Annotated in this window: 18 protein-coding genes and 1 tRNA gene; 6 read left to right on the forward strand and 13 right to left on the reverse strand. The window is 47.7% G+C overall.

Translation table 11 applies throughout. The features are described from left to right. Positions 1-73 precede the first annotated feature (73 nt). From D0C16_RS08760 to D0C16_RS08775, 4 genes are read left to right on the forward strand one after another with little or no spacing between them, the layout of a single operon-like run. The gene (locus D0C16_RS08760) at positions 74-469 is read left to right on the forward strand and encodes a DUF6165 family protein (protein ID WP_151031969.1); all 396 of its coding nucleotides are present in this window, start codon (positions 74-76) and stop codon (positions 467-469) included. A 50-nt stretch (positions 470-519) separates the two neighbouring features. After that, positions 520-1,551, forward strand: a complete 1,032-nt coding sequence (gene waaC / locus D0C16_RS08765; RefSeq protein WP_151031970.1) for a lipopolysaccharide heptosyltransferase I — start codon at positions 520-522, stop codon at positions 1,549-1,551. A 58-nt stretch (positions 1,552-1,609) separates the two neighbouring features. Beyond that, positions 1,610-3,469 carry a sulfatase-like hydrolase/transferase gene (locus D0C16_RS08770; RefSeq protein ID WP_151031971.1) on the forward strand — a complete coding sequence of 620 codons (1,860 nt, stop codon included), beginning with the start codon at positions 1,610-1,612 and terminating at the stop codon, positions 3,467-3,469. Positions 3,470-3,507: 38 nt separating this feature from the next. Beyond that, on the forward strand, positions 3,508-4,533 hold the full coding sequence (locus D0C16_RS08775) for a CDP-glycerol glycerophosphotransferase family protein (protein ID WP_151031972.1): 1,026 nt from the start codon (positions 3,508-3,510) through the stop codon (positions 4,531-4,533). Between the two features lie 62 nt (positions 4,534-4,595). Here D0C16_RS08775 and D0C16_RS08780 read toward each other — a convergent pair whose 3' ends face one another. Then, positions 4,596-5,645 carry a stealth family protein gene (locus D0C16_RS08780; RefSeq protein ID WP_151031973.1) on the reverse strand — a complete coding sequence of 350 codons (1,050 nt, stop codon included), beginning with the start codon at positions 5,643-5,645 and terminating at the stop codon, positions 4,596-4,598. A 35-nt stretch (positions 5,646-5,680) separates the two neighbouring features. Continuing rightward, positions 5,681-7,843 (reverse strand): lipopolysaccharide kinase InaA family protein, encoded by a 2,163-nt coding sequence (locus D0C16_RS08785; protein ID WP_225318957.1) that lies wholly within the window; start codon positions 7,841-7,843, stop codon positions 5,681-5,683. Between the two features lie 427 nt (positions 7,844-8,270). Here D0C16_RS08785 and D0C16_RS08790 point away from each other — a divergent pair, with 427 nt between their 5' ends. Then, a complete protein-coding gene (locus D0C16_RS08790; RefSeq protein WP_151034855.1) occupies positions 8,271-10,184 on the forward strand; it encodes an LTA synthase family protein in 1,914 nt (637 codons plus the stop codon). 9 nt (positions 10,185-10,193) lie between these two features. Here the strand turns inward: D0C16_RS08790 and D0C16_RS08795 are convergent, their stop codons facing one another. Continuing rightward, positions 10,194-11,228 (reverse strand): stealth family protein, encoded by a 1,035-nt coding sequence (locus tag D0C16_RS08795; protein WP_151031974.1) that lies wholly within the window; start codon positions 11,226-11,228, stop codon positions 10,194-10,196. Between the two features lie 169 nt (positions 11,229-11,397). Between D0C16_RS08795 and D0C16_RS08800 the strand changes: the two genes are divergently transcribed. Continuing rightward, positions 11,398-14,256 carry a valine--tRNA ligase gene (locus D0C16_RS08800; protein ID WP_151031975.1) on the forward strand — a complete coding sequence of 953 codons (2,859 nt, stop codon included), beginning with the start codon at positions 11,398-11,400 and terminating at the stop codon, positions 14,254-14,256. 233 nt (positions 14,257-14,489) lie between these two features. Here D0C16_RS08800 and D0C16_RS08805 read toward each other — a convergent pair. The 10 genes from D0C16_RS08805 to eda form a co-directional block, all read right to left on the reverse strand. Further along, positions 14,490-14,580, reverse strand: a tRNA-Ser gene (locus D0C16_RS08805). A gap of 297 nt (positions 14,581-14,877) precedes the next feature. Then, complete coding sequence (gene csrA / locus D0C16_RS08810) at positions 14,878-15,069, reverse strand: carbon storage regulator CsrA (RefSeq protein WP_062060719.1); 192 nt, start codon at positions 15,067-15,069, stop codon at positions 14,878-14,880. 220 nt (positions 15,070-15,289) lie between these two features. Then, positions 15,290-16,537 (reverse strand): aspartate kinase, encoded by a 1,248-nt coding sequence (locus D0C16_RS08815; protein ID WP_151031976.1) that lies wholly within the window; start codon positions 16,535-16,537, stop codon positions 15,290-15,292. A gap of 167 nt (positions 16,538-16,704) precedes the next feature. Continuing rightward, positions 16,705-19,335 carry an alanine--tRNA ligase gene (alaS, locus tag D0C16_RS08820; RefSeq protein ID WP_151034856.1) on the reverse strand — a complete coding sequence of 877 codons (2,631 nt, stop codon included), beginning with the start codon at positions 19,333-19,335 and terminating at the stop codon, positions 16,705-16,707. A 40-nt stretch (positions 19,336-19,375) separates the two neighbouring features. Further along, on the reverse strand, positions 19,376-19,570 hold the full coding sequence (locus D0C16_RS08825; protein ID WP_151031977.1) for a Trm112 family protein: 195 nt from the start codon (positions 19,568-19,570) through the stop codon (positions 19,376-19,378). Between the two features lie 78 nt (positions 19,571-19,648). Further along, a complete protein-coding gene (locus D0C16_RS08830) occupies positions 19,649-21,490 on the reverse strand; it encodes a C13 family peptidase (RefSeq protein ID WP_151031978.1) in 1,842 nt (613 codons plus the stop codon). Positions 21,491-21,525: 35 nt separating this feature from the next. Further along, positions 21,526-22,332, reverse strand: a complete 807-nt coding sequence (locus D0C16_RS08835) for a M23 family metallopeptidase (protein ID WP_151031979.1) — start codon at positions 22,330-22,332, stop codon at positions 21,526-21,528. 73 nt (positions 22,333-22,405) lie between these two features. Continuing rightward, on the reverse strand, positions 22,406-23,851 hold the full coding sequence (gene pyk / locus D0C16_RS08840) for a pyruvate kinase (RefSeq protein ID WP_151031980.1): 1,446 nt from the start codon (positions 23,849-23,851) through the stop codon (positions 22,406-22,408). An 11-nt stretch (positions 23,852-23,862) separates the two neighbouring features. Further along, positions 23,863-24,870 (reverse strand): type I glyceraldehyde-3-phosphate dehydrogenase, encoded by a 1,008-nt coding sequence (gene gap, locus D0C16_RS08845; protein WP_151031981.1) that lies wholly within the window; start codon positions 24,868-24,870, stop codon positions 23,863-23,865. 115 nt (positions 24,871-24,985) lie between these two features. Then, positions 24,986-25,618, reverse strand: coding sequence for a bifunctional 4-hydroxy-2-oxoglutarate aldolase/2-dehydro-3-deoxy-phosphogluconate aldolase (gene eda, locus D0C16_RS08850; protein WP_049632116.1), 633 nt, complete (start codon positions 25,616-25,618; stop codon positions 24,986-24,988). Positions 25,619-25,671: the final 53 nt, after the last annotated feature.

Here is a 25,671-nt window from a genome sequence, read left to right on the forward strand (position 1 = left end):
ATTTCTCCATTCGCTACATCTCTATTGATTTGTTAGAATCGCGACCTCAAAAAATTCCGCAGAGAACACACCCATGCTGATCCAAGCTCCTATCTCCCTCGGCGAACTGATCGATAAAATCACCATCCTGGAAATCAAAGCCGTGCATATCGGTGATGAAGCCAAACTCAAAAATGTTACCCACGAACTGACCATACTTGATAACAAAGTCAATGAGCTGCTGGATGCCGCAGGTCAAGCCAAGTTGGCACCACTCAAAAAATCGCTGAAAGATATCAACCAGGAATTATGGGTGATTGAAGACGACATCCGCGATTGTGAACGCGATAAAGACTTCAGCGATAAATTTATTCAGTTAGCACGCGCGGTATATTTCACCAACGATAAACGCGCGGCAGTGAAAAAAGATATCAACCTCGCCTTTGGCTCGGAATTGATCGAAGAAAAGTCGTACAAGAATTATCAATAGTCCCCGCCAACGCTGATATTTTTACCACCGTTTTATTGAAGAACTCGCCCATGCGCATACTGCTGATCAAAATGTCCTCCATGGGCGATATTTTCCACACCTTTCCTGCAATCAGCGATATTAAGAAACACTTCCCTCATGCAGAAATAGACTGGGTAGTAGAAGACAGTTTTAAAGAAATTGTGGCTTGGCACCCGGCCATCAACAACGTTATCCCTATTCACTTGCGCCGTTGGGCAAAAAGCCGCACGCGCGCTGACTGGCGGGAATTCATCGCCTGGCGCCGCGAACTGAGCAACAGAACTTATGACCTGATTCTGGATGTACAAGGATTACTAAAAAGTGCCGCCGTTGCACGCAGCGCAAAAGGTAAAAGTATCAGCGGCTACGACAGGCAATCAGCACGCGAACCAGTAAGCCACTGGTTTTACCAGAAAACTTTTGCTGTCGCTAAAGAGCAACATGCGGTGGAACGCACCCGCGAGTTGGCAGGCAAAGCCTTGGGCTACACACCGAGCCAAAAGCTAAATTTTGGCATCAACCAAAACTTCACGCACATTCAAAAAAATCCACGCAAGCTGGTTTTTATTATTGGAACAAGTTGGGTTACCAAACTCTGGGCAGCCAGCGAATGGAAAGCACTAACACAAATTGCCATTAATGCCGGTTACCAGGTAGAAATTATTTGGGGTAGCGCGGAGGAACAAGCCATCGCCGACAGCATTATAGCCAGCTGCCCCGAGGCCTCACGCCCGGAGCAACGACTATCCATCACCACTATTGCAGAAAAATTAGTAGAAGCGGTTGGAGTAATCGGATTGGATACAGGATTTTCCCATCTCGCAGGCGCATTGGAAACGCCCACCATTGCACTCTATGGTGCAACATCACCCACAAAAGTGGGCCTGATTGGCGAACACACCTGTAATTTGCAAATGCCAGAACTTTTGGACTGTATGCCTTGCCACAAGCGCCATTGCAAATGGCTCCCCGAACACAGCATAGACACTCCCCAGTGTATGACCAGCATCAACGCCAACTTGGTATGGGCGAAGCTACAACAAAAAATTCAGCAAGATTAATTTTTTATATACACCGTTTTTTAGGCATCATCGATTTATTTAAAAGGACCTTCCTACTATGTCATTAGCTTTTTATGAAGCTAGCGCACATCCTTATCAGGGGCGTCGGTGGCTGGCTCCCTTTACCAGCATCAATGCACTGCTTATGGCCTTCATCAGCCTCTGGCACAGCCAATGGCCAGATACGATAGGTGCCCAGTTTTATTTAGTTGCCGGAATGATATTTCATTTTTCTGTCATCGCGTTTGCAATCACGCTTTGCGTACTAACAATCAGTTTAGCATTGCGTCTGGAAAAACACCGTTTGAGTTTGGCAATTGTTTTATTTGCGGCAGCGCAGTTGATCGTTATCGCCAATGTAAAAGTTTTTAATCTCTACCACTTTCACCTTAATGGTATGGTGATTAATCTTTTATTTAGCGGTGCGCTGTTGGAAAATCTCGCTTTCTCATGGATTATGTGGCTGTCCATTGCCGCAATTCTGCTTGGAGCGCTGTTTGGCCAACGCCTATTACTTGCGCTCAGTCATAAAATTTCCACTAGACACAAGCTCAGCAATCGCCACCATTTCGGATTTTTCTTCTGTGGCTATCTCTTTTTGCAATTGTTAAGCGGCTGCGCCGACGCGTTCGGCTGGAATACCATTACCACCCAAAATCGCTATATTCCCTGGATGCCCACCACTACCATGCGCTCCTCGCTGGAAAAAATGGGTTTTGACGTTAAACAGCAACCAGGAAATCTACTACCCGATTCAAAAGACGGCCTAAACTACCCCATCGCTCCTCTGCAATGTACACCGCAACATAAACTGAATGTGCTAATGCTGGTAGTTGATTCGCTGCGCTTTGACCAACTCAACGCTGAAGTTATGCCGAACAGCTTCCGCCTGAAAGAACAGGCGATATCGTTTGAAAACCATTTCAGCACTAGCAATGCCACACGCTACGGCTTATTCAGCATGCTTTATGGAATCTCCGGCAACTACTGGAAGCCCATGCTGGCAGCCGAGCGCGGCACCGTGTTGTTTGACGTAACTCAACAGCTCGATTACCAGCATTTTATTTACGGAAGTAGCACGCTCACATTTCCTGAATTTGATCGTACTATTTTTTCTGCGCTACGCGACCAAATTCGTTCTGGAAATTACAAAAATAGTGCTGAAAACGACATAGATATCACTCGGCGCTTTATTGACAATTTAAAAAGCCTGCCCACCCACAAACTCTTTTTCGGTTTTTTATTTTTTGATGCCCCTCATGGTTTTGGCATCCCAAAAGACTACCCTCGCCGATTCGAACCAATGCTGGAAACCGTTAATTATCTGAGCCTGGATAACAATTACGATCCGGTACCGTTTCTCAATTTATATAAGACGACAGCACATTTCGTCGACGGTTTAATCCAACAAGTGCTGGACGAACTTGCCGCGCAACAACGCTTGCAAAACACCCTGGTGATAATTACCAGCGACCACGGCCAGGAATTTAATGAAACCCATAAAAATTTCTGGGGTCACAATGGCAATTTCAGCCAGTGGCAAACCAAAGTACCATTGCTACTGTTGTGGCCAGGCAAACCCTCCATGGCCGTCAGCCGGCTGACCAGCCATGAGGATTTACTCCCCACCTTGCTGAGCGAGGTATTTGCCTGCACCAATCCCATCCGCGATTACTCCACCGGAGAGTTATTGTTGTCTTCCAACAACGATAGCAAGTCTTCCGATGCACGCGGATTGCTCATGGAGACTTGGACAGACAGAGCAATCCTGTATGATAACCACCTTTATCTGATTGACCCTTTGGGCGATATTGATGTGGTGGATCAAAACTACGACCCAGTCGATAACCACGAGTTACCGCCGGATGTCCTTACCCATGCAATTGAACAGATGTCGCGCTTTCTGAAGAGCAAATAATCGCGCAAGGGCACAACGGAAAATCGTTTGGAACACCTATGAGTAAACACTATTTATTTTACGGTTCAGAGCGCTACACTCAGGCAATCATGCGACCGATAGATGCAGCGATAAAAGCACGCGGCGGTAAAGTCGGCTGGTTTTTTAACGGCCCAGGTGCCGAGGACTTGCATGAAGGCGACCAGTTACTGACCAGCGTTGATGAAGTCATGCGCTGGAATCCGATTGCGGTGATTACTCCCAACAATATGGTTCCGCATTTTTTTCCCGGTGTTAAGGTGCAAACCTTCCACGGATTTGATGCTGGCAAACCCCGGCATATTTATATTCGCGGCTTTTTTGATCTCTACTGCACTACCGGCCCCGCCGACACTCGTCAATTTGAAGCACTGGCCGATAAGCTGGGGCATTTCAGCGTGGTAGAAACTGGCTGGCCCAAGCTGGACTATTTCTTCACGCAACAACCCGCGCAAATACCGCCAGTGCAACTACCACCCAGAGTGCTCTATCACTCTACATTTTCACCCTCCTGGAGCGCGGCCGAAATTCTTTATCCGGAAGTAAAACGGCTGAGCCAAACTGGCGAGTGGAAGTGGGTAGTTACCCTGCACCCCAAAATGAATCCAGATACCCGTGCAAAATTCAAAGCACTGGAAAATGAACACCTGGTCTTTTCCGATGCAGACAATATTCTGGAACTCTTTGCCGATGCGGACATGATGTGCTCAGACACTTCATCAGCGTTGAGCGAATTTTTATTAACCCGCAAACCAGTCGTCACCTTTAAAAATCGCCGACCTGGCCCGCAACTCATCGACATCGATAAAGTAGAAGATTTTGAACCTGCGATTCGTAAAGCTTTGTCTCGCCCCGCGGGCTTGATGGACGCCATTGCACAATTTGGAGCAGAAATTCATCCCGCGCGCGATGGAAAATCGGCGGAGCGAATTTTGGACGCCATTGATAATTTTATTAACAAGGGCGGCAGGAATAAAAAATCCAAACCCTGGAATTTGCTGCGCAAGTTCAAACTAAGAAGGCAAATGGATTACTGGAGAAGTTAAATACCAGCGCAGGAACATATGCTCCTGCGCTCAGCGCCCCGTTATACCGCTGTATTGATAACCTAGCGCATTAATACCTGCTGTTCGGCGCTTTGCTCAGCCAATAAATCCGCCAGTGAACCGATTCGTCGATCCAGCCAATTAACAATGTGCTGATGCAATTCAGGCGGCGCCTTTTCCAAACTCTGAACACAGATAAATGCGCAAGACGGATCGCGATCTGCGCGCTCAATCATTTTACGGAGCTCTTTTTCCGATTGGTCTGGTGGGTCAATCTTCAAGGCAAGTAACGACTCATCCAGGATTGCAGTGCCAGCTTTCAGCTCCAGGAATGCTGCAAGAGATTCACAAATAAATTGATCAGGAAGCCGTAACTTCGGCTCCAAATTTTTTTTAAATAACTCTGGGTTTTGCTCAAAAAACGCTTTAGTCGTGGACACCCGCCAAGGATGCGGCTCATGCCTCAACCAAAAATACCGATCAACAAACCCGGCCAGACGCGCACTGTTTTTTTGCGCCTCGCGATGCTTGGCTCGATCACGCAATTTTTGCTGTTTTGTTTTCGGCACAAATTTAAACCAGTAGTTACGCAATCTACTGATGAGGCGCTTATCTTCCATGGGGCGCCACTGTCCTCTTAACACTACGCCATTTTTATGGAAAAAATTCTCAGGCATTACCGGTTGGATAAGGGAAAAGTCATCATTTAAAAATAAAAAATTCTCTGATAATCCCGGTATCCGCCAAAGCACAGTCATGATGCTGCGAATATTAAATGTCGGTAGCACATGCTCGTAACCGACAAAGATGTCTTTATGATCAACCAGCTTTACCTTTTCCTCCCAAGGGGTTCCCCGAAGTTGGTCAAAAATATTTGGCACCTGGTCATCCGTTACGATATAGATGTAACGAAGCCACGGAGCAAACTTGAGCAGCGAAACAACGCAATAATTTATTTCACCATCATTGTGGAAGCGGGTCGGATCGGCCGTAACTGGCCGCTGCCCACCAATTTCAGCAATGTATTCGTTTAATTTTTTCAGATGCCTTGGGTCCTGCCCATCTACCCAGGTAACTACCGCATCAATAGCGGGAAAATTTTCACCAAACATAACCAGCTAACATACTCCTTTAGCATAAATATTTACTAGATAAAATATAAAGGCGACTCAGATAACACCCAGTGCTCGGTCACATTACCGTCACGGTCCACCACTTGATCAAAAGCAAACTCAGGAAGACTGACAGTGGATTCACCATGAACCCACGCCATTCGAATAATCTTTCCGTTACGCTCAAACTCAAATAAGTAAAGTGAACTCTGAGTTGGCCATTTTCGGATGAACACGGCTTCACCCAACGTAGCAAGAAGCATTTTTAATGCCACAAACGCCGGGCGCTGCCTGAACTCATGCACATCATCAACCAAGCCATACCCAAACGCCGACAACCGCCACCAAAACACTTGATCAACGTGGCCCGAGCACAGGGTAATTATGTAAAAGCGAACCAAATAATTTGCGTACTCATCTTCTGTTTCACCCGGGCGCAAACGCCGCCATTTAGGGGTCACATAAGGACAAGTCACGGGTGACCATTCACCGGTATCTTTTAGCGGCCAATTTACTTCCGAAATAATTACCTGATTTTCGGTGTGCTCAGAAGTTTCAGCAACCGCCCGCAACAACGCGCTCTTCTCCAGGGTGGAAAAATAACCTTGCTTATTTTCAGGCGCGCCTCGCCTATCAACATAAAGCAAGTGCGATAGCGCAGAAAATTTTGCGCCCTTCGGTACTGCTGACAATGCGGTTAACAGCGGCATGTATTCAAAATCGATGCACGCAGGTCCAATCCATTTCACTTGCGGAAAACGCCTTTGCAATGCAAACGCAGGCTCCAACAAGGTTGAAAACTCACGGTCGCTCCAAACTCCCCATTTCACGCGATTCATCGCATGAGTAATCTCTATCTGCTCAACTTTATCGGCGATTGCGGAGACAACTAACTCCAGAAAGCTACTCCATTCCGCAGGGTTGGTTACCGCGCGACGGTCCTGCAAAATGGCCGCTGTAATAGCCACTCCTCGCTGATGCAAGTAATTAACCACACCAATTCCGCGCTGCCAATCGACTGGGGTTTCGTGATGACAAAAACGTATCAGAACTGGTGGATTACCTAAGGATTCCAACAACGATAACTCTGCATCTATGTATGCTGGATGAGGATGGAGTGCGACACCGATACGCCCGTGCATTTTAATTTGCTGCTGATAACTACTTGCCAACAATTTTCGATAATGGCGATAAATCCGCGGCAACAATCCGATAGCGCGCAAAAACATACGCAACAAATAACCAATCTGCCGCTGCTGACGCTTTTCACGCGCGTCCAAGGCAATCATTGGTTGTGCCGATTTCTCGTCCCACAACCAAATATCTTTTAATAGCGGATAAACGGGACGCTGGCTCGCATTCTTTTTATTGCGCAGGTAACGTAGTGGCCGGCGAAATTTACGGGAGGCGCGATGTCGTTCATACCTTACGCGATACTTTTGCTCATACTTATCAAGTTCAACAGAGGTGTCTTCGTGATGGGAGTAAATGAGTTTGAAAATTTTTAGATAGGCGCCGGGTAAAATCATACGCGAGATATCAAACGCACGCTCAGCCGCTGAGACTCCAGATGGCGAAATTTTACCCCGGTTCAAATCGATAAATTGAGGCTGCCCCCAAGTTCCATCTTCACGCGTTGGCAATAAAATATTTTGATTGCCCATATCACCGTGCATGAACCCTGCATCATGCATTGCCCTTACGGCGGGAGCCACTAATTGCATCAACTCTAACATCGGGGCATTATCGCGACGATCATGCAAAATTTCTGACAATAAATCGCGCAGGCAGGGTGCCGCTTCAAACAAACAAAGATAATAGCTTTCCAATAAACGCCCATCTTTCCACTTGTCCAACCAGGCGATGGGGGCCGGGGTCCCTATGCCGTTTGACTGCAAATAGCTGGCAGCAACGAACGACCGCTCTGCTTTAGAACCATGGCGTTGATCGTACCAATCTTTAAATAATCCCTGCCGCTTAAAAATCTTTAAGGCGACGACTTGTCCTCCGACCTCAACAGGCAGAGTCAACTTGACTACATAGTCAGGACCATACGAAAGCCGCTCGGTCGTAACCTCCTTGAGTCTATCGGACACATTCTCCAGCCATGCGGTCATCGCTGGCGTATCAAAATCTGGATGCACGGCACCACTGAAGTGACCTAGATCTTTCTTCACAGTATTTGTTTGAGCAGACACTAAAATTACCCGAATTTATCGCGCGCGAGGAAGTAGACCCTGGAGTTAAGGATCAGGGATTAGAAATACAGCACTACCTGAAAAGGCCCGCTATTGTAACAGCCCCCAAAAAAATCAGGCACAGTCTGAAACAATTTAAAACACCGCCATGTAAACCCAGCTGCGGAGCACGCAATTTAAACAACCAGACGCAACCAAGAGTTGAAATATTCCTGATTTTACCCACAACCCAGCACACAAAAACCCTATAATGGCGATCCGTTTTTAGCCCGTTGACTAACTATCAATGCACATGACGCGAGTTAATTGGCCGCTCCAATAACTGACGCAAAGAGCAACTCAACCTCAACACAGATACACCACAATCATGATCCAAAATAACTTTTTCAGTGTCCTTTTTACAGGCCCGCTTCGCTTTTTGCTCCGAATGTTTGGACTAAGCCTGTTAATTCTGACCTTGAGCAGACTGCTATTGGTCGCGTGGCAATGGGACAGAATTGCGCCAACGGGCGAATGGCTGAATATGATCATTCAAGGCGTGCGCGCTGATTTGATCATCGTCGGTTTTTGGGTGTTGATCCCGGTCCTACTAATGCCGTTGTGGCGACCCAATCAATGGCAAAAATCCTGGGGAATATTTACCTACTGGTGGTCTGTTACTGGCGTGGCTCTGTTTATTTTTATGGAGCTGGCAACACCGGCATTTGTTCAGCAGTACGATATTCGCCCGAACCGCTTATTTATAGAATATTTAAAATACCCCAAAGAAGTGTTTTCTACCTTGTGGAACGGCTTTCGCGGCCCCTTCTTGGGCGGCATATTTTTAACGGTAGCTTTAACGTTAATTTCGGCCAAGTTAATTAGAGGTAAAAGCGCCGGGCCCTATCAAATTTCCTATGTGCGAATGTTGCTGGTGTGGCCGCTAATTGTGCTGGCATTAATTATGGCCATTCGCTCCACCACTCAACATCGCCCCGCGAATCCCGCAATGTTTGCCATTACGGGCGATGCATTAGTTAACTCGCTCGTAATCAGCTCCAGCTACTCGGTCGCCTTTGCGATTTACGGTATGAAACACGAAGCTAAATCCAGCGAAATGTATGGCAAGATGCCCGAGCAAGAGGTTATCAACGCGAATCTCGATTGGCCTTGGCTGAAAAATTATCAATTTATCAATCCCAAACTTCCCACGCTCCACCAGCAAACCGCTGCAGTCACGCGTCAAAAACCATTGAATTTGGTGATAGTACTGGAAGAGAGTCTTGGCGCGACTTTTGTGGAGAGCCTTGGCGGTGTACCCGTAACGCCAGAGCTGGAAAAATTAAAAGAGCAAGGCTGGTGGTTTGAACAATTGTACGCAACCGGTACTCGTTCGGTACGCGGAATCGAAGCCGTAGTAGCGGGATTTATGCCCACACCGGCGCAAAGTACAGTGAAGCTATCCCTCTCCCAAAAGAATTTTTTCACCATCGCGGATATTTTGCAAAGCCAAGGATTTCACACCGAGTTTATCTACGGCGGCGAAGCTCACTTTGACAATATGCGCGGCTTTTTTACCGGCAACGGTTTTGAACAAATTATCGATTTTAACGATATAAAAAATCCGCAATTCGTCGGTAGCTGGGGCGCCAGCGATGAAGATCTATTCAATCACGCCCATGAACATTTGCAGGAGTTGAGCAAAAGAAATCAACCGTTCTTCAGCTTGATTTTCAGTTCATCCAACCATGCGCCCTTTGAATTTCCCGATGGCCGAATTGAGCTACATGAGCAGCCAAAACAAGTGGTTAATAATGCGGTGAAGTACGCGGACTACGCGCTGGGAGAGTTTTTCAAAAAAGCGCAAGCGAGTGACTATTGGGACAACACACTGTTTTTAATCGTGGCTGATCACGATAACCGCGTGTACGGCAATGTGTTGGTACCGGTCAATAAATTCCATATTCCGGGCTTAATTCTTGGCGCTAATATTCAACCTGAGCGAGTAAAAACCCTCGCCAGCCAAATCGACCTGGCCCCTACCCTGTTGTCTTTAATGGGCGTTTCTGGCCAGCACCCAATGCTGGGACGCGATCTTGCAGCCGATCGCCAGAGCCCTGGCCGCGCATTAATCCAGTTTGAAGATTATTTCGCGCTAATGACTCAGGACACTGACGTGGACTATCGGCTAACTATTCTCAAGCCAGATGAAACTGCTGTGGCAGCCACCTATCACCCTGCAACCAAAACAGTAAACCTGCTGAGCGATCCAGTTGAAAAAACTGATCAGCAACGAGCTTTGGCGCATGTACTTATGCCGTCAATTCTTTATCGCAAACGATTGTACCAAAGGTCAGATTAATCGAGAGACTCAGGGACGAGTCTCTTCATTTTTCAAAAACTGTTCAAGAGTTCCAATATTTTTATCCAGCCATGACAAAATAAAAGCTTTTTTTACCTTCGATGACGCCTCCAAACTCTGAACACACAAAAACAGTTTATCGAGATCATTCACGGCAGAAGTCAACTTTTGTCGTATTCTAATCAACGACTGCTGACCCGGCTTCAATTGAACGTTGCGCACTTTCGGGTCAATCCTCGCAGTACCCGCCGAAATTTCGAGATGACAAGCTAATGCTTCAACTACGAATTGATTAGACGACCTTAATTTTGGTTCAATATTGTTATGAAGCACGTCTGGATTTGCAGTAAAAAATGACTGAAAGCTAGAACGCCGCCATGCATGTGGCACGTGAGGCAATCGAAAATACTTCCGATTAAAACCAACAATTCGCGCAGACAGCTCTTGCCTGACTCTGTGCCCAGGTCGAATGTTAGCGTTGGATGCGCCCGTGCCCAACACTCGCTTAATTAACCGAAACAACCAGCGGTGAGGCAGGTAGTCACTCATCCAGTGCCATTTCCCACGTATTAATACATCCCCAGCGACAAAAAAATTCTCGGGCACTACCGGTTTAATGAGAATAAAATCATCGTTAAAAAAAATAAACTGTTCGGTGAGATCGGGAATTCTCCAGAGCATCGTTAGAATAGAACTGCTATTGAATGTAGGAAGGAATTGCTCGTAGCCAGCAAAGATTTCCCGGTGATCAATTATTTTTACTTTATTTTCAAAGCGAGTACCCTGCAACTTCCTCATCAAATCAGGAACCTGTTGATCAGTTACAATAAAAATGGTTCTGATCCAGGGAGCAAACTTAAGAATAGAGGTAACACAATACTCCACCTCTCCTGCATCATGAAAACGAGTTGAACTGGCTGAACCCGTACGCTTTTTACCTACACTTGCGAGGTAATGATCTAATTTTGCGGCATGAAAAGGATCCGCCCCATCTACCCAGGTTATCACTGCATCAATAGCCTGATTAAAACTGCTGCTTGTCATCCACTCGATTCCAACCCGTGAAAAATGGTGATCATATTACACCAAGATCGCGAAAATCACCGGTGCAAATGGCCGCTCAAGCGGGTCAAAAAAGGCTATAATCGCACCCCATTTTTTGTCATTTCCGGCTTGCTTAAGCAGGGCCTTAGTCGAAGAGAGTCACTACGCGATGGATAAAACCTACCAACCCCATGCTATCGAACGCCAGTGGTACCAAACCTGGGAAGAAAAAGGCTACTTCAAGCCGGCAGGCGGGCAAAACCCCTACTGCATTATGATCCCACCACCCAATGTGACTGGTAGCCTGCACATGGGTCATGGTTTTAACAATGCGGTAATGGATGCGTTAATTCGCTATCGCCGCATGTGCGGTGACGACACTCTGTGGCAAGTGGGAACCGACCACGCCGGTATCGCCACCCAAATGGTGGTGGAGCGCCAACTGGCCGCGCAAAATATCAGCCGCCACGATCTGGGCCGCGAGAAATTCCTGGAGAAAGCCTGGGAGTGGAAAGAACAATCCGGTGGCACCATCACCCGCCAAATTCGCCGTCTGGGTTCATCAGTAGACTGGAGCCGTGAGCGCTTCACCATGGACGACGGCTTGTCGGCGGCAGTACAGGAAGCCTTCGTTCGCCTGTATGACGATGGTTTGATTTATCGCGGTAAGCGTCTGGTGAACTGGGACCCGAAACTGCACACCGCCATTTCCGACCTGGAAGTAGAAAACCACGATGAGAAAGGCAGCCTGTGGAATCTGCGCTACCCATTGGCCGATGGAGCCACTACGGCGGAAGGCAAAAATTATCTGGTGGTTGCCACTACTCGCCCCGAAACCATGCTCGGCGATAGCGCTGTCGCAGTTCATCCTGACGATGAGCGCTATAAATCCCTGATCGGAAAATTTGTATTACTGCCGCTGGTAAATCGTTTGATACCTATTATTGCCGATGATTATGTAGATCGCGAATTCGGAACCGGTTGCGTAAAAATCACCCCGGCCCACGACTTCAATGACTATGAAGTTGGCAAACGCCACAACCTGCCGCTCATTAACGTACTGGATAAAAACGCGGCGGTATTAGCACAGGCACAAATATTCAATCTCGATGGCGGCATCAACACTCAACTGGATAGCAGTCTGCCCGCGCAATTTGCCGGCATGGATCGCTACGAGGCGCGCAAACAAATCGTTGCCGCTTTTGAAGCTAGTGAGTTGCTTGAAAAAATTGATGACCACGGCTTAAAAGTACCGCGCGGTGATCGCTCGGGCGTGGTGATCGAGCCTTGGTTGACCGATCAATGGTATGTGAGCACCAAGCCTTTGGCAGAGCCTGCCATCGCTGCCGTAGAAGATGGCCGCATCCAGTTCGTGCCCAAGCAATACGAAAACATGTACTTCTCCTGGATGCGCGATATTCAGGATTGGTGTATCAGTCGCCAGTTGTGGTGGGGCCACCGCATTCCCGCCTGGTATGACGCGAGTGGTAAAGTTTATGTAGGCCGCAACGAAGCCGAAGTGCGCAGCAAATACAATCTGGGTGCTGATGTCAGCCTGAATCAGGACGAAGACGTACTGGATACCTGGTTCAGTTCGGGCCTGTGGACCTTCTCAACGCTGGGCTGGCCGGAACAAACTGAATTCCTGAAAAAATTCCATCCGACTGACGTGTTGGTCACCGGCTTCGATATTATTTTCTTCTGGGTAGCACGCATGATTATGCTCACTATGCATTTGGTGAAGCATGACGATGGCACCCCGCAAGTTCCATTTAAAACTGTGTATGTGCACGGTCTGGTTCGCGATAGCCAAGGCCAGAAGATGTCCAAATCCAAAGGCAACGTGCTCGACCCGCTCGACATAGTTGATGGCATAGATCTGGAAACCCTGGTGCAAAAACGCACCACCGGACTAATGAATCCAAAAGATGCACAAAAAATCGAAAAGCAAACCCGCAAAGAATTTCCAGAAGGCATTCAGGCCTACGGCACTGATGCATTGCGCTTCACTTTTTGTTCGCTGGCCTCGACCGGACGCGACATCAAATTTGATATGGGCCGCGTAGAAGGCTACAGAAACTTCTGCAACAAAATCTGGAACGCCACTCGCTATGTGTTAATGCAATGCGAAGATAAGGATTGTGGTCAGGATGGCAGCACCGATTTCGAATTGTCGGTCGCAGATCGCTGGATCATCAGTAAGCTCCAACTTGCAGAGAAGCAAGTTACAGAAGCCTTGGATAGCTACCGGCTTGATCTTGCGGCTCAGGCCATTTACGAATTCGTCTGGAACGAATACTGCGATTGGTATCTGGAATTATCCAAGCCAATACTGTTTGATAAATCCGAAGGCAGTGATGCGCGCAAGAAAGGTACACGTCGCACCTTGATTCGCGTGCTGGAAACCGTATTGCGGTTGATTCACCCGTTAATGCCATTTATTTCCGAAGAGATCTGGCAAAAAATCAAACCGTTGGCTGGTGTTAGTGGCGAAACCATTATGCATGCAGCCTACCCTATCGCCGATGACAACAAGATAGATCAACAGGCATTAAAAGATGTTGAGTGGTTACAAGCGGTGATTCTGGGTGTGCGCAACATTCGCGGTGAAATGAATATCTCGCCCGCCAAAGATCTCAACGTCCTGTTTAAAAATGGCAGCACAGATGATCAGCAACGCTTGCGAGCCAACCAGCAATTCCTGAAGAAACTGGCATCGCTGGAAAGCGTTACCTGGTTAAATCCGGGAGACGCTGAACCCATGTCTGCAACGGCGCTGGTAGGCCAAATGGAAATCCTGGTGCCTATGGCAGGCATAATCGATAAGGACGCTGAAATTGCGCGCCTAACCAAGGAAAGCAACAAACTACAGCAAGATATTGAGCGCACCGAAGCCAAGTTGGGCAATGCCGCATTTGTCGAAAAAGCACCAGCTGAAGTTGTCGAAAACGAGCGCAAACGCGTGAATGAAAATAAGCTTGCTGTAGAAAAATTGCGCGAGCAAATCCAAAAAATTAGCGCACTGTAAAATTCATTTTTCACGCCCAATAAAAAAAGCCGATGCAAACACATCGGCTTTTTTTATTGGATTTTTTTGACGGGCACTTACATCAATACAGACCATGTTGCTGGATCGCGCTGAACATCGCTACGCTCAGCACCAACTTGCCCAGCCCATTCGACAAACTTGATAACAAAAAATTGTCCAATTAAAAAACAAAAAAGCCCAATCTTTCGATTGAGCTTTTTGCTTGAATTCAATGGCGGAGAAGGGGGGAGTCGAACCCCCGATACCCTTTTGAGGTATGCTCCCTTAGCAGGGGAGTGCCTTCGGCCACTCGGCCACTTCTCCACATCTACTGGAGCAAAGCAGGCTCCGCTTCAGCAGGTGCGGCATAATACCATAATTCACTAAAAATCAAAGTCTTGAATATAAAATTACAGAATAATAATTCACAAATTTTTAGCTTCCGCGTAATTTGCAATCAAGGAGAGGAAATTATCGACAGACTGCTACACGAATATACAACTTGATTTTGAGTAAGCAAAATATCAATAAGCGGGAAACCCAAAAACGCCTACGCGGCGGATGAATAAATCATACCGCCGCGTAGTTGAAAAGCCTGAACAACAAAGCAATTAATTAAAATTAACTGTCCTGCTCTTCCTGATTTTGCTTTTCACGTTGAATACGCTGATAAATCTCTTCGCGATGCACAGCGATATCTTTAGGAGCATTAACACCAATACGAACCTGGTTGCCTTTTACCCCTAATACGGTAACGGTTACTTCGTCACCAACCATCAAAGTTTCGCCAATACGGCGAGTCAAAATTAACATCTTTAATCTCCTTCACTCATCCTGTAAGAGTACGACTTAGACACCCCTTGCCACCATCGACCCCCGAATACCCCCTGTCGCGTCCTGACAACCGAATGCCTTGGCATAAGTATCGTCTACTTTTCGCGAAAGGGAAGAAACCCCCAACATTTTTCTACCTGTTTTTGAACCAGGCAGCAATGCAACTCAAACACCTTAACTAAACCGCCTTTAAGAAAGCTTAGCCCCTCACACGGCTTTCGGACGGTTCGGCATCCAAACCAAAAGCGGTGTGCAGACTACGCACAGCCAACTCCAAGTAACGCTCATCAATGATCACCGAAATTTTAATTTCCGAGGTCGTGATCATTTGAATATTAATACGCTCATCTGCCAACGCAGTAAACATGCCCGATGCAACACCGGCATGAGAGCGCATACCAACACCCACGATAGATACTTTAGCAACCTTGTCGTCACTGCGAACCTCACGCGCGCCGATTTCTTTGGCAACGCTTTCTAGTACAGCAACGGCTTTATTCATATCATTTTTATGAACAGTGAACGTCAAATCAGTAGTACCATCGGCAGATACGTTTTGTACGATCACATCTACTTCAATATTAGCTTCGCCCACTGGCGCCAAAATTTTTGCAGCAACGCCCGGAGTATCAGGCACACCGGTAACGGTCACTTTAGCTTCATCGCGATTGAACGCGATACCGGAAACAATTGGTTGTTCCATAGTCGAGTCTTCCTCATCGAGGGTAATCAGGGTTCCAGGGCCTTCTTTGAAACTGTGCAGCACGCGCAAAGGCACCTTATATTTGCCCGCGAACTCAACAGAGCGAATTTGCAGAACTTTCGAGCCCTGACTGGCCATTTCCAGCATTTCTTCAAAGGTAATTTTTTCGAGGCGACGAGCGCGCTCACAGATACGCGGGTCAGTGGTGTAAACACCATCTACGTCTGTGTAGATCTGGCACTCATCAGCCTTCAGGGCTGCCGCCAGGGCCACACCGGTAGTATCCGAACCACCGCGCCCCAAGGTAGTAATATTGCCGTGCTCATCTACCCCTTGGAAGCCAGCTACGACAACTACACGACCAAGCTTTAAATCTGCACGCATATTTTCTTCATCAATAGCCTGAATTCTGGCCTTGGTGAAAGAACTATCGGTAAGAATACGAACCTGTCCACCTGTGTAAGAACGAGCATCAAGCCCGCGCTTTTTCAGCGCCATACACAAAAGTGCAATAGTGACTTGTTCGCCAGTCGATACCAATACATCCAACTCACGTGGATCAGGTACTGCCTGGATTTGCTGGGCGAGTCCAATTAAACGATTGGTTTCACCGCTCATGGCGGAGAGAACCACCACCATGTCATGCCCTTGGGCGCGGAAGCCTGCAACTTTATCAGCCACTTGCTCTATGCGCTCGATGGATCCCACTGAGGTACCACCGTATTTCTGAACCAATAAGCTCATTACAGCCTATCCTTCTTTAATTTTGACGAATACGAATTCTGACTAACCAGATCACAAAAAGGCGCCAATTAAACACCAGTTCGAGACAAAAGTTAACCCAAATGGATGATAAAAAGCGGATTAATCGCACTTCTTTCATTTTTTTGCACAACAAACAATCAACAGGCTTAGGCGCCCAACTTCTCCTGAACCCAAGGAACGACAGATGCCAGTGCCGAATCCAGGGCCGCCAGGTTAGTACCGCCACCTTGCGCCATATCAGGACGACCGCCACCTTTACCGTCCAATTGGCTCGCAACATACCCCATCAGATCACCAGCCTTTACCCTGCCAGTGATATCCTGGGTAACACCAGCAACCAATGCCGCTTTATCACCTTCAATAGCCGCCAGCAGAACAACCGCTGTACCAAGCTTGTTCTTGAACTGATCCACTGTGTCACGCAGTGATTTGGCGTCTGCGCCCTCCAAGTTCAAGGCGAGCACCTTAACGCCCCCAATATCCCTAGCCTGCGCAGACAGATCACCACTGCCCGCAGTGGCCAGTTTGGTTTTCAGTTGTGCAAGATCTTTCTCAAGTTTGCGATTCTGGGCAACGAGGGCTTCCAGCTTTTCTACCAAGGAATCGCGATTGGTTTTCAGGCTGCGGCTAGCGGTATCAACAAGGGTTTCTACCTCATCAAACAACTCCAATGCTTTGACACCCGTAATAGCCTCAATACGGCGAATTCCCGCTGCGACACCAGACTCGGAAATAATGCGGAACAGACCAATATCGCCGGTGCGATTAACATGCGTACCACCGCAAAGCTCCACCGAGAAGCCATCACCCATGGTCAACACACGCACTGTATCACCATATTTCTCGCCAAACAGTGCCATAGCGCCTTTGGCTTTTGCAGTATCCATATCACACAACTCAGTTGCCACAACTGAGTTGGTGCGAATTTGATGATTTACCAAAGCCTCAATGGCCTTAAGCTGATCAGCAGTCACCGCTTCGAAGTGGGAGAAATCAAAACGCAGGCGCTCGGAATCAACCAACGAACCCTTTTGGGTAACGTGCTCACCGAGTACCTTGCGCAAAGCGGCGTGCATCAAGTGGGTTGCAGAATGGTTTAGTGCCGTTGCTTGACGCACACTGCTGTCGACTTTAGCTGAGAAACTATCACCAACTGAAATAGCCCCCTGAAGTATACGCACAATGTGTAAATTGGATGCGCCCTGCTTCTGGCAGTCACGAACTTCGATACGATTGCCACCCAACTCCAAATAGCCACAGTCGCCAGCCTGACCGCCGGATTCAGCGTAGAACGGAGTACGATCCAACACGACTACGCCATCATCACCTTCAACCAACTGCTCTACTTTCTGACCATCTTTAACCAGAGCAAGCACCTTGCCCTGCTCAGCCAGGCTGCTATAGCCAAGGAATTCAGACGCCGGGAATTCAAGGCCTTTTGCGTTGTAATCCACTTTGAATGTACCGGCAGCGCGAGCTCTGGCGCGCTGCTCTGCCATAGACGCTTCATAGCCAGCTTGATCAACCGTTAAACCGCGTTCACGTGCGATATCTGCGGTCAGGTCAACCGGGAAGCCATAAGTGTCATACAGGGTAAATACAACTTTACCGGGGATTTCTGTCCCCGAAAGTTTAGTCAGCGCATCTTCAAGAACAGCGATACCTTTATCGAGAGTCTTCTCAAATTGCTCTTCTTCTTGCAACAGCACCTTCTCAATATGTGCCTGATTTTTATGCAGTTCCGGATAGGCATCACCCATCACCTCTGCCAGCGCCTTTACCAGTTTGTGAAAGAATGGCTGCTTTTGACCAAGCTGATTACCATGACGAATGGCGCGGCGAATAATGCGGCGCAATACATAACCACGCCCCTCATTGGAAGGCAAAACACCATCGCTAACAAGGAAAGAACAGGAACGGATATGGTCTGCAATCACGCGCAGTGATTTGTTTTCCATATCGTGATTACCGGTTGCCTCTGCGGCCGCAGCTAATAAGTGCTGGAACAGATCTATTTCATAGTTGGAATGTACGTGCTGCATAACTGCAGAAATACGCTCCAGCCCCATCCCCGTGTCTACAGAAGGAGCTGGCAAAGGATGCAAAACACCGTCGGCAGTACGATTGAACTGCATGAATACGTTGTTCCAGATCTCGATATAACGATCGCCATCTTCTTCTGGCGAACCGGGAGGACCGCCCCAGATATCCGCGCCGTGATCGTAGAAAATTTCAGTACAGGGACCACAAGGACCAGTATCACCCATTGCCCAAAAATTATCTGAAGCGTAGGGAGCCCCTTTGTTGTCACCAATGCGGATAATTCGCTCCGCCGGAACGCCTACCTCTTTGTTCCAAATATCAAACGCCTCATCGTCAGAGGCATAAACAGTTACCCAAAGTTTTTCAGAGGGGATCGCCAACCAGTCTTTGGAGGTCAAAAATTCCCAGGCAAAACGGATAGCATCGTGTTTAAAGTAGTCACCAAAACTGAAGTTCCCGAGCATTTCGAAGAAGGTGTGATGACGCGCAGTGTAACCGACATTTTCCAAGTCATTGTGCTTACCCCCCGCGCGCACACAACGCTGGGAGCTTACCGCGCGATTGTAAGAACGTTTGTCAGCACCCAGGAAGCAATCCTTAAACTGGTTCATACCTGCGTTAGTGAACAGGAGGGTCGGATCGTTACCCGGAATCAAGGAACTACTGGCAACAATAGTGTGCCCCTTGGATTCAAAAAACTTCAAAAATGCATCGCGGATTTCAGCGCTTTTCATCATTATCTAACTCGTCTTCAACATCGTTGGCACCCTGCCCTTAGGCCTGGTGCTGCTCCAGTTCTTCCGCGCTGAGTTTGCGCGCTTCATGCTCCAGCATCACCGGAATGCCATCGCGAATCGGGTAAGCCAAACCACTATCCCAACAGACCAGCTCCTGCTGCTCGGGACGATATTCAAGTTCGCCCTTGCTCACCGGGCATACCAAAATACTGAGTAACTTTTTATCTATCATAATCTTGGGTCATGGTTAGTTAACCGGGGGGCGGTATCTTACACTGCCTGTTACAGCCCTGTCTCTAGAACCGCAGGGCTATTGGGGTGATTGAGGTTTTAAATTCGGCAATTCCACCGAACCTGTGCTTTCCAACCAACGTTTAACCTGGTGTGTTACCCTTTCATTTGGTTTGATCTGCGGCTCTGAAGGAGTGATTTTTTGCTCTTTCTCCCAAGCTTCCACCAGATTGCGCGCCTGATAGAACGCCTGCTCGAAATCCACCCCAGGTTTCAGAGACTCCTTGAAGTACGCCTTGCCAAAGTAGGTAAACAGACTGTCGTCCGCACAGCCAAAGGACGTTTTTTTAGCGGATGCGGCAGTCATGATGAGCGTGTTGTCATCGCTAATTTCATCGATAAACCCGCCGGAGAAACACGCCGATAACACTACCACCCTATGTCTGATGCCGGTTGCCTTAAGCAAATCACCCAACCATTTTGCATCTATATCCCTCAGTTCCAGGCCGTTATGGTTTAGCGAGATGGTTTTATTTTTACTGCCATGACTGGTGATATATAAAAAGAAAATATCCTGGTTTTTATCCATACGCTCAGCGATTCTTTCAATCGCTGCTTTGATACTGGTGCGCGTTGCCATAGGATGCTCGGCAAGTGAACGCTGACTGTTAGCGAGATATATCGCGGTAGCACGATTTCCATAGAGTTCGGCGAATAAATTTTCAATAAATTTGCTCTCGCGGCGAAATACCTCTTCGGTGCCGTAGCCTGCAACAACCAAACTATAAAGTTCGATTTTCTCCGGGTTTGATATCTGCAATGAATCCAGTGCTCGCTGCAATTCTGCTTGCTCCCCGTAAAGCGCATGCTCAGCAACTTCTTCTGCAGAATAAATTTTTACGTCACTACCACCATCAACAAGGCGATTGTAGCTCCAGCGGCCGGTAATTTTACTGACACCATCGATAGGCTCCTTATAGATCAAGGTACCAGCGCCGTGTTTTTGTCCATAAGAAAATTCCCCTTCATAGATATCGCCATTTTTGGCAATTAATTTTCCCTTGCCGGAATATTTTCCAAATTCAAATTCACCGGTGTACTGCTGCCCATCTTTTTCAAGATAGCTGCCCTGCCCTTCCAGCAAGCCATGTTCGAATTCACCCTGCCATTGATTGCCTTTTTTATTGGTTTGCATTCCCTGTCCACTCAACGCCCAGCTGTTGAACTGCCCTATGAATACATCGCCATCAGTACCCGTGTAAGTCCCCTCACCGGTAAATGAATCATTCACAAATTCACCACTGTAACTATTGCCTTGTTCATCGGTGAATACGCCTTTTCCCTGCATTTTTCCGTTAACAAATTCACCGATATATTTGGAACCGGCGCGAATTAATTCACCCTTTCCGGTAAGCACGCCATTCACAACATCACCGGAATAAGTTGATTTATCCGCGAAAAACCACTGACCTTTACCATTTGGCCGACTCTTCACAAAATCACCCAAATAATAAGAACCATCTGGATAGTTCAATTTACCCTTACCCTGAAACTGATTCGCTTTAAATTCACCGCTGTAACGTGAGCCATCGGCATACACCAATTCACCTTGTCCTTCCATTTCCCCCGCAACAAAATTGCCGCGATAAACACCCGAGGAAGCACTGGCTAATGTTCCCTGTCCATGAAAGAGACCATCAACAAAATTGCCTTCATAAGTATCACCATTTTTCCATTGCATACGCCCATTGCCATCCAATTGCCCCTGCTCATTTAATCCACCTACATAGGTTGAGCCATCGGCAAAACTGAGCGATGGAGAAAATGTGTGGCGCAAATGATTAAAGGTCCCTTGCACAGAGATCAAACCCACAATCACGCCGACAAAAAATATTGCACCAACTTGCACAAAACGTTTCATAGCACTCCTGCTTCACTCAATGAAAAATATCCTGCTTAATTTGCCGGCATTGGGTCAACCAATAATTGCGGATCGACACGCTCTTCAAACCAGTTCATCCGCCAATCAAGGTGCGCACCTGTGGCGCGCCCGGTTTTTCCAACTTTTGCAATAGTTTGTCCCTGGGTAATTGCATCGCCCTGTTTTACCAAAATTTCGCTCAAATGAATAAAAGTCGATGACAGACCGTGCCCGTGATCGATAATCAATGTTCCACCAGAAAAAAACATATCCGGATGTACCAGCGTTACAACACCGCCCGCTGGCGCAACAACCAAAGTGCCGACGGGTTTGGCAATATCGACACCGTAATGCGGAGAATTAGGTACACCATTGTAAATTCGTTGACTACCGTACACACCGGTAATCGGGCCAACTAACGGCCACTGGAATTTTTGTGCAAAAAAAGTGAGCGGTAAATCGCCTTTACGTGCATCGGCTGCCATCTGGGCCTCGCGTTTTGCGCGCTCCACCTGAGCGGGATCGGGGTCTACCGTTTGCTGCGGAACACCGGTTACTTTTTGGATATTGTACTTGCGCTGTTTAACAGAAAACGCCAGCTCGGTGCGACTGCCATCGGCATTGATCGCTACCAGAATTGCTTTGGGTTTTGCATCGCGCCCCAAACCAACAACAAACTCACCCTGCGGCGATAAGTGCAATTTCTTACCCTGGTATTCTATCTGGACCCCTGCAGGCGCCTTGCCAATAATTACTCCACCTTGTTGCCACTGCCCGCGCAACTCCATTGCCAATGCAGGAATAACTAACAAGGATAAAAATACTGCCACAACCAGCTTCATAGGATCACCAGATAAAAACGCGGGACAAAAAAAACGGCAGCCGAGCTGCCGTTTTTGTTCAAGCCGTTCAGACTCAAGCGAGTGTATCGCCTACACGCAGAATTTTCAGCGTGTTTGTGCCGCCGAGCAATGTGGTATCGCCCAGAGATACAATCACCAGATCACCATCTACCAAAACACCTTGCGCTTTCAGCATGCCAATTGCACGACTGAAATCGTCTGAGCAAGGAGCACTTGAAGTATCGAATGCGATGGGTTGTACACCGCGATACAACGCCATTTTACGCTGCGTATTCACGTGACGGGAGAACGCAAAAATTGGCAATTGTGAACCGACACGCGACATCAAACGTGGTGTACTGCCTGACTCGGTAAATGCAATCAGCGCCTTCACACCTGCGAGGTGGTTTGCGGTAAACATAGAAGCCAATGCAATAGACTCATCTACACTGGTGAATGCCTGATCCATACGGTAGTTGTCGAAACTGGCGGTCGGATGCTTCTCGGCACCGAGAATAATCCGCACCATCGCCTCAACGGTTTCCACGGGGAAACTACCTGCTGCAGTTTCAGCAGAGAGCATTACCGCATCAGTACCGTCCAATACAGCGTTAGCAACGTCAAACACTTCTGCACGAGTTGGCAGCGGACTGTTGATCATTGACTCCATCATTTGCGTCGCAGTGATTACCACTTTATTCAACGCGCGTGAACGAGCAATGATGCGCTTCTGCACACCGATCAACGCTGCATCGCCGATCTCAACACCCAAGTCACCACGCGCAACCATTACCGCATCACTTGCACGAATAATATCGTCCAGTGTTTCGTCATCGGCAACAGCTTCTGCGCGTTCAACTTTGGAAACGAGACCTGCACGGCCACCAGCTTCCAGCATCAACTTGCGCGCATAGTTCATGTCGTCAGCTGAGCGAGGGAAAGATACTGCCAGATAATCCACATCAATTTCTGCGGCAGTTTTGATATCGGCCTTGTCTTTTTCAGTCAACGCCGGCGCCGTCAAACCACCACCCTGACGGTTGATACCTTTGTTGTTAGACAAAGGACCCGCTACTTTGGTCGTAGTGTAAATACGAGTGCCTTCAATTTTGTCGACGTGCAATACAACGCGACCATCATCCAGCAACAAAATATCGCCAGCCTTACAGTCATTCGGCAATTCTTTGTAATCAATACCGACTTGTTGTTGATTGCCTTCATCGCGTCCCAAGGCCGCATCAAGTACAAACTTGTCGCCCACCTTGAGATGGATTTTGCCATCAGCAAAACGTGCTACGCGAATTTTAGGGCCTTGCAAATCACCCAATACAGCAACAAAGCGATTGTGCTTGGCGGCCAAAGCGCGCACAGTTTCAGCACGACGCTTGTGATCTTCCGGTGAGCCGTGCGAAAAGTTCAGGCGCACAACGTTTACACCCGCCAGAATCAAACGCTCAAGAACTTCCGGCGATTCAGAAGCCGGGCCCAAAGTACTGACGATCTTAGTACGTCTTAACATGATGGGTTCTCTTATTTAGCGTTGATCAATGCAATAGTGTTATCCAGCATACGATTGGAGAAACCCCACTCGTTGTCGTACCAGCTCAGTACTTTTACCCACTTACCGTAAACTTTGGTTTGCAATGAGTCATAGTTGGAAGAGTGAGCATTGTGATTGAAGTCAACGGATACCAAAGGCTCATCAACATACGCTAATACGCCCGGCATTTCTTTTTCAGCGGCTTCTTTCATGGCTGCGTTGATCGCTTCAACAGAAACGTCCTTCTCAACCAACACGTTCAGGTCCACCAGAGAAACGTTGATGGTTGGAACACGAACAGAAATACCATCCATTTTGCCTTTCAATTCCGGCAACACCAAACCTACCGCTTTTGCAGCACCGGTAGTGGTTGGAATCATGGATTGAGTAGCTGAACGAGCGCGGTAAATATCTTTGTGGAACACATCAGACAACACTTGATCGTTGGTGTAAGCGTGAATAGTAGTCATGGAACCTTGCACGATTCCAAACTTGTCATTCAATACTTTAGCAACAGGCGCCAAACAGTTAGTGGTGCAAGACGCGTTGGAAATGATGGTGTCAGTTGACTTCAATACTTTGTCGTTTACACCGAATACGACGGTTGCATCAACATCGGTACCAGGAGCAGAAATAATTACTTTTTTCGCGCCGGCGGTAATGTGCGCGCCCGCTTTTTCTTTGCTGGTGAATATGCCGGTGCACTCGTAAACCACGTCAACGTTCAATTCAGCCCAAGGCAATTTCGCAGGGTCGCGCTCAGCAGTAATACGAATCTCATCGCCATTTACAAACATGGAACTGCCTTCATATTTCACAGTACCGTTGAATTGACCGTGAACCGAATCGTATTTGGTGAGATGAGCATTCAGGTGAGCATCCCCCAAGTCATTAATACCAACGATTTGGATTTGGCTGCGCTTGCCTGATTCATACAACGCACGCAGAACATTGCGACCAATACGACCGTAACCGTTGATTGCCACTCTAATAGTCATTGCTTTCTCCTAACCTTTTTAACTGATTCTTTTGCTGTAGGGGTACAAATAATTGCACCCATGGATTTAAAAAACACAGGGGCGCAATAAATTGCGCCCCCTACAAACTTTTAACTTAACGCGGCAGACTGGCTGCTTCACGCGCAAGACGCTCAATTTCATCCCAGCGACCTGCTTTCATCAATTCTTTCGGTGCCATCCAGGTTCCGCCGACACAGTGAACGTTCGGCAGCGCCAAATAGCTAGGCGCCTTTGCCAAATCAATTCCACCGGTTGGGCAGAAGGTAATTTGCGGCAACGGCCCAGCGATAGATTTCAACATAGGCACACCACCCGCCGCTTCAGCAGGGAAGAATTTCTGGTGAGTGAAACCTTGAGTATAAAGATTCATTGCTTCTGTGGGCGTGGCAACACCCGCTAACAAGGGAACGGGTGAGGCTTTGGCCGCTTCTATCAAAGCCGGAGTGGTACCCGGGCTAACCAAAAAAGTCGAGCCGGCTTTCACTGCTTTCTCCAAATCAGCTGGAGTGATGATTGTGCCCGCACCAATCACTGCATCATCCGGCAGAGCCTCAACCATAGCGGTAATTGCATCCAGAGCACAGGGAGTACGCAGAGTAATTTCCAACACTTTCAGTCCGCCGTTATAGAGCGCAGTCGCCAAAGGCACTGCATCTTCAATACGCTCTACCACCATTACGGGTACGACTGGTGCTACTTTGACAATTTGATCGATAGTTAAAGCCACTGTATATCCCTCGTTGTTCAATAAGTTCGAAAAACACGCCCTGTTCAAGAGCT

It is taken from the genome of Cellvibrio sp. KY-GH-1, assembly GCF_008806975.1.
Classification (GTDB): domain Bacteria; phylum Pseudomonadota; class Gammaproteobacteria; order Pseudomonadales; family Cellvibrionaceae; genus Cellvibrio.

What these genes read in the sequence shown, in the direction of transcription:
- D0C16_RS08760 (WP_151031969.1), top strand. Translation starts at nt 74, where the DNA reads ATGCTGATCCAAGCTCCTATCTCCCTCGGCGAACTGATCGATAAAATC.
- waaC (WP_151031970.1), top strand. Translation starts at nt 520, where the DNA reads ATGCGCATACTGCTGATCAAAATGTCCTCCATGGGCGATATTTTCCAC.
- D0C16_RS08770 (WP_151031971.1), top strand. Translation starts at nt 1,610, where the DNA reads ATGTCATTAGCTTTTTATGAAGCTAGCGCACATCCTTATCAGGGGCGT.
- D0C16_RS08775 (WP_151031972.1), top strand. Translation starts at nt 3,508, where the DNA reads ATGAGTAAACACTATTTATTTTACGGTTCAGAGCGCTACACTCAGGCA.
- D0C16_RS08780 (WP_151031973.1), bottom strand. Translation starts at nt 5,645, where the DNA reads ATGTTTGGTGAAAATTTTCCCGCTATTGATGCGGTAGTTACCTGGGTA.
- D0C16_RS08790 (WP_151034855.1), top strand. Translation starts at nt 8,271, where the DNA reads ATGTTTGGACTAAGCCTGTTAATTCTGACCTTGAGCAGACTGCTATTG.
- D0C16_RS08795 (WP_151031974.1), bottom strand. Translation starts at nt 11,228, where the DNA reads ATGACAAGCAGCAGTTTTAATCAGGCTATTGATGCAGTGATAACCTGG.
- D0C16_RS08800 (WP_151031975.1), top strand. Translation starts at nt 11,398, where the DNA reads ATGGATAAAACCTACCAACCCCATGCTATCGAACGCCAGTGGTACCAA.
- csrA (WP_062060719.1), bottom strand. Translation starts at nt 15,069, where the DNA reads ATGTTAATTTTGACTCGCCGTATTGGCGAAACTTTGATGGTTGGTGAC.
- D0C16_RS08815 (WP_151031976.1), bottom strand. Translation starts at nt 16,537, where the DNA reads ATGAGCTTATTGGTTCAGAAATACGGTGGTACCTCAGTGGGATCCATC.
- alaS (WP_151034856.1), bottom strand. Translation starts at nt 19,335, where the DNA reads ATGAAAAGCGCTGAAATCCGCGATGCATTTTTGAAGTTTTTTGAATCC.
- D0C16_RS08825 (WP_151031977.1), bottom strand. Translation starts at nt 19,570, where the DNA reads ATGATAGATAAAAAGTTACTCAGTATTTTGGTATGCCCGGTGAGCAAG.
- D0C16_RS08830 (WP_151031978.1), bottom strand. Translation starts at nt 21,490, where the DNA reads ATGAAACGTTTTGTGCAAGTTGGTGCAATATTTTTTGTCGGCGTGATT.
- D0C16_RS08835 (WP_151031979.1), bottom strand. Translation starts at nt 22,332, where the DNA reads ATGAAGCTGGTTGTGGCAGTATTTTTATCCTTGTTAGTTATTCCTGCA.
- pyk (WP_151031980.1), bottom strand. Translation starts at nt 23,851, where the DNA reads ATGTTAAGACGTACTAAGATCGTCAGTACTTTGGGCCCGGCTTCTGAA.
- gap (WP_151031981.1), bottom strand. Translation starts at nt 24,870, where the DNA reads ATGACTATTAGAGTGGCAATCAACGGTTACGGTCGTATTGGTCGCAAT.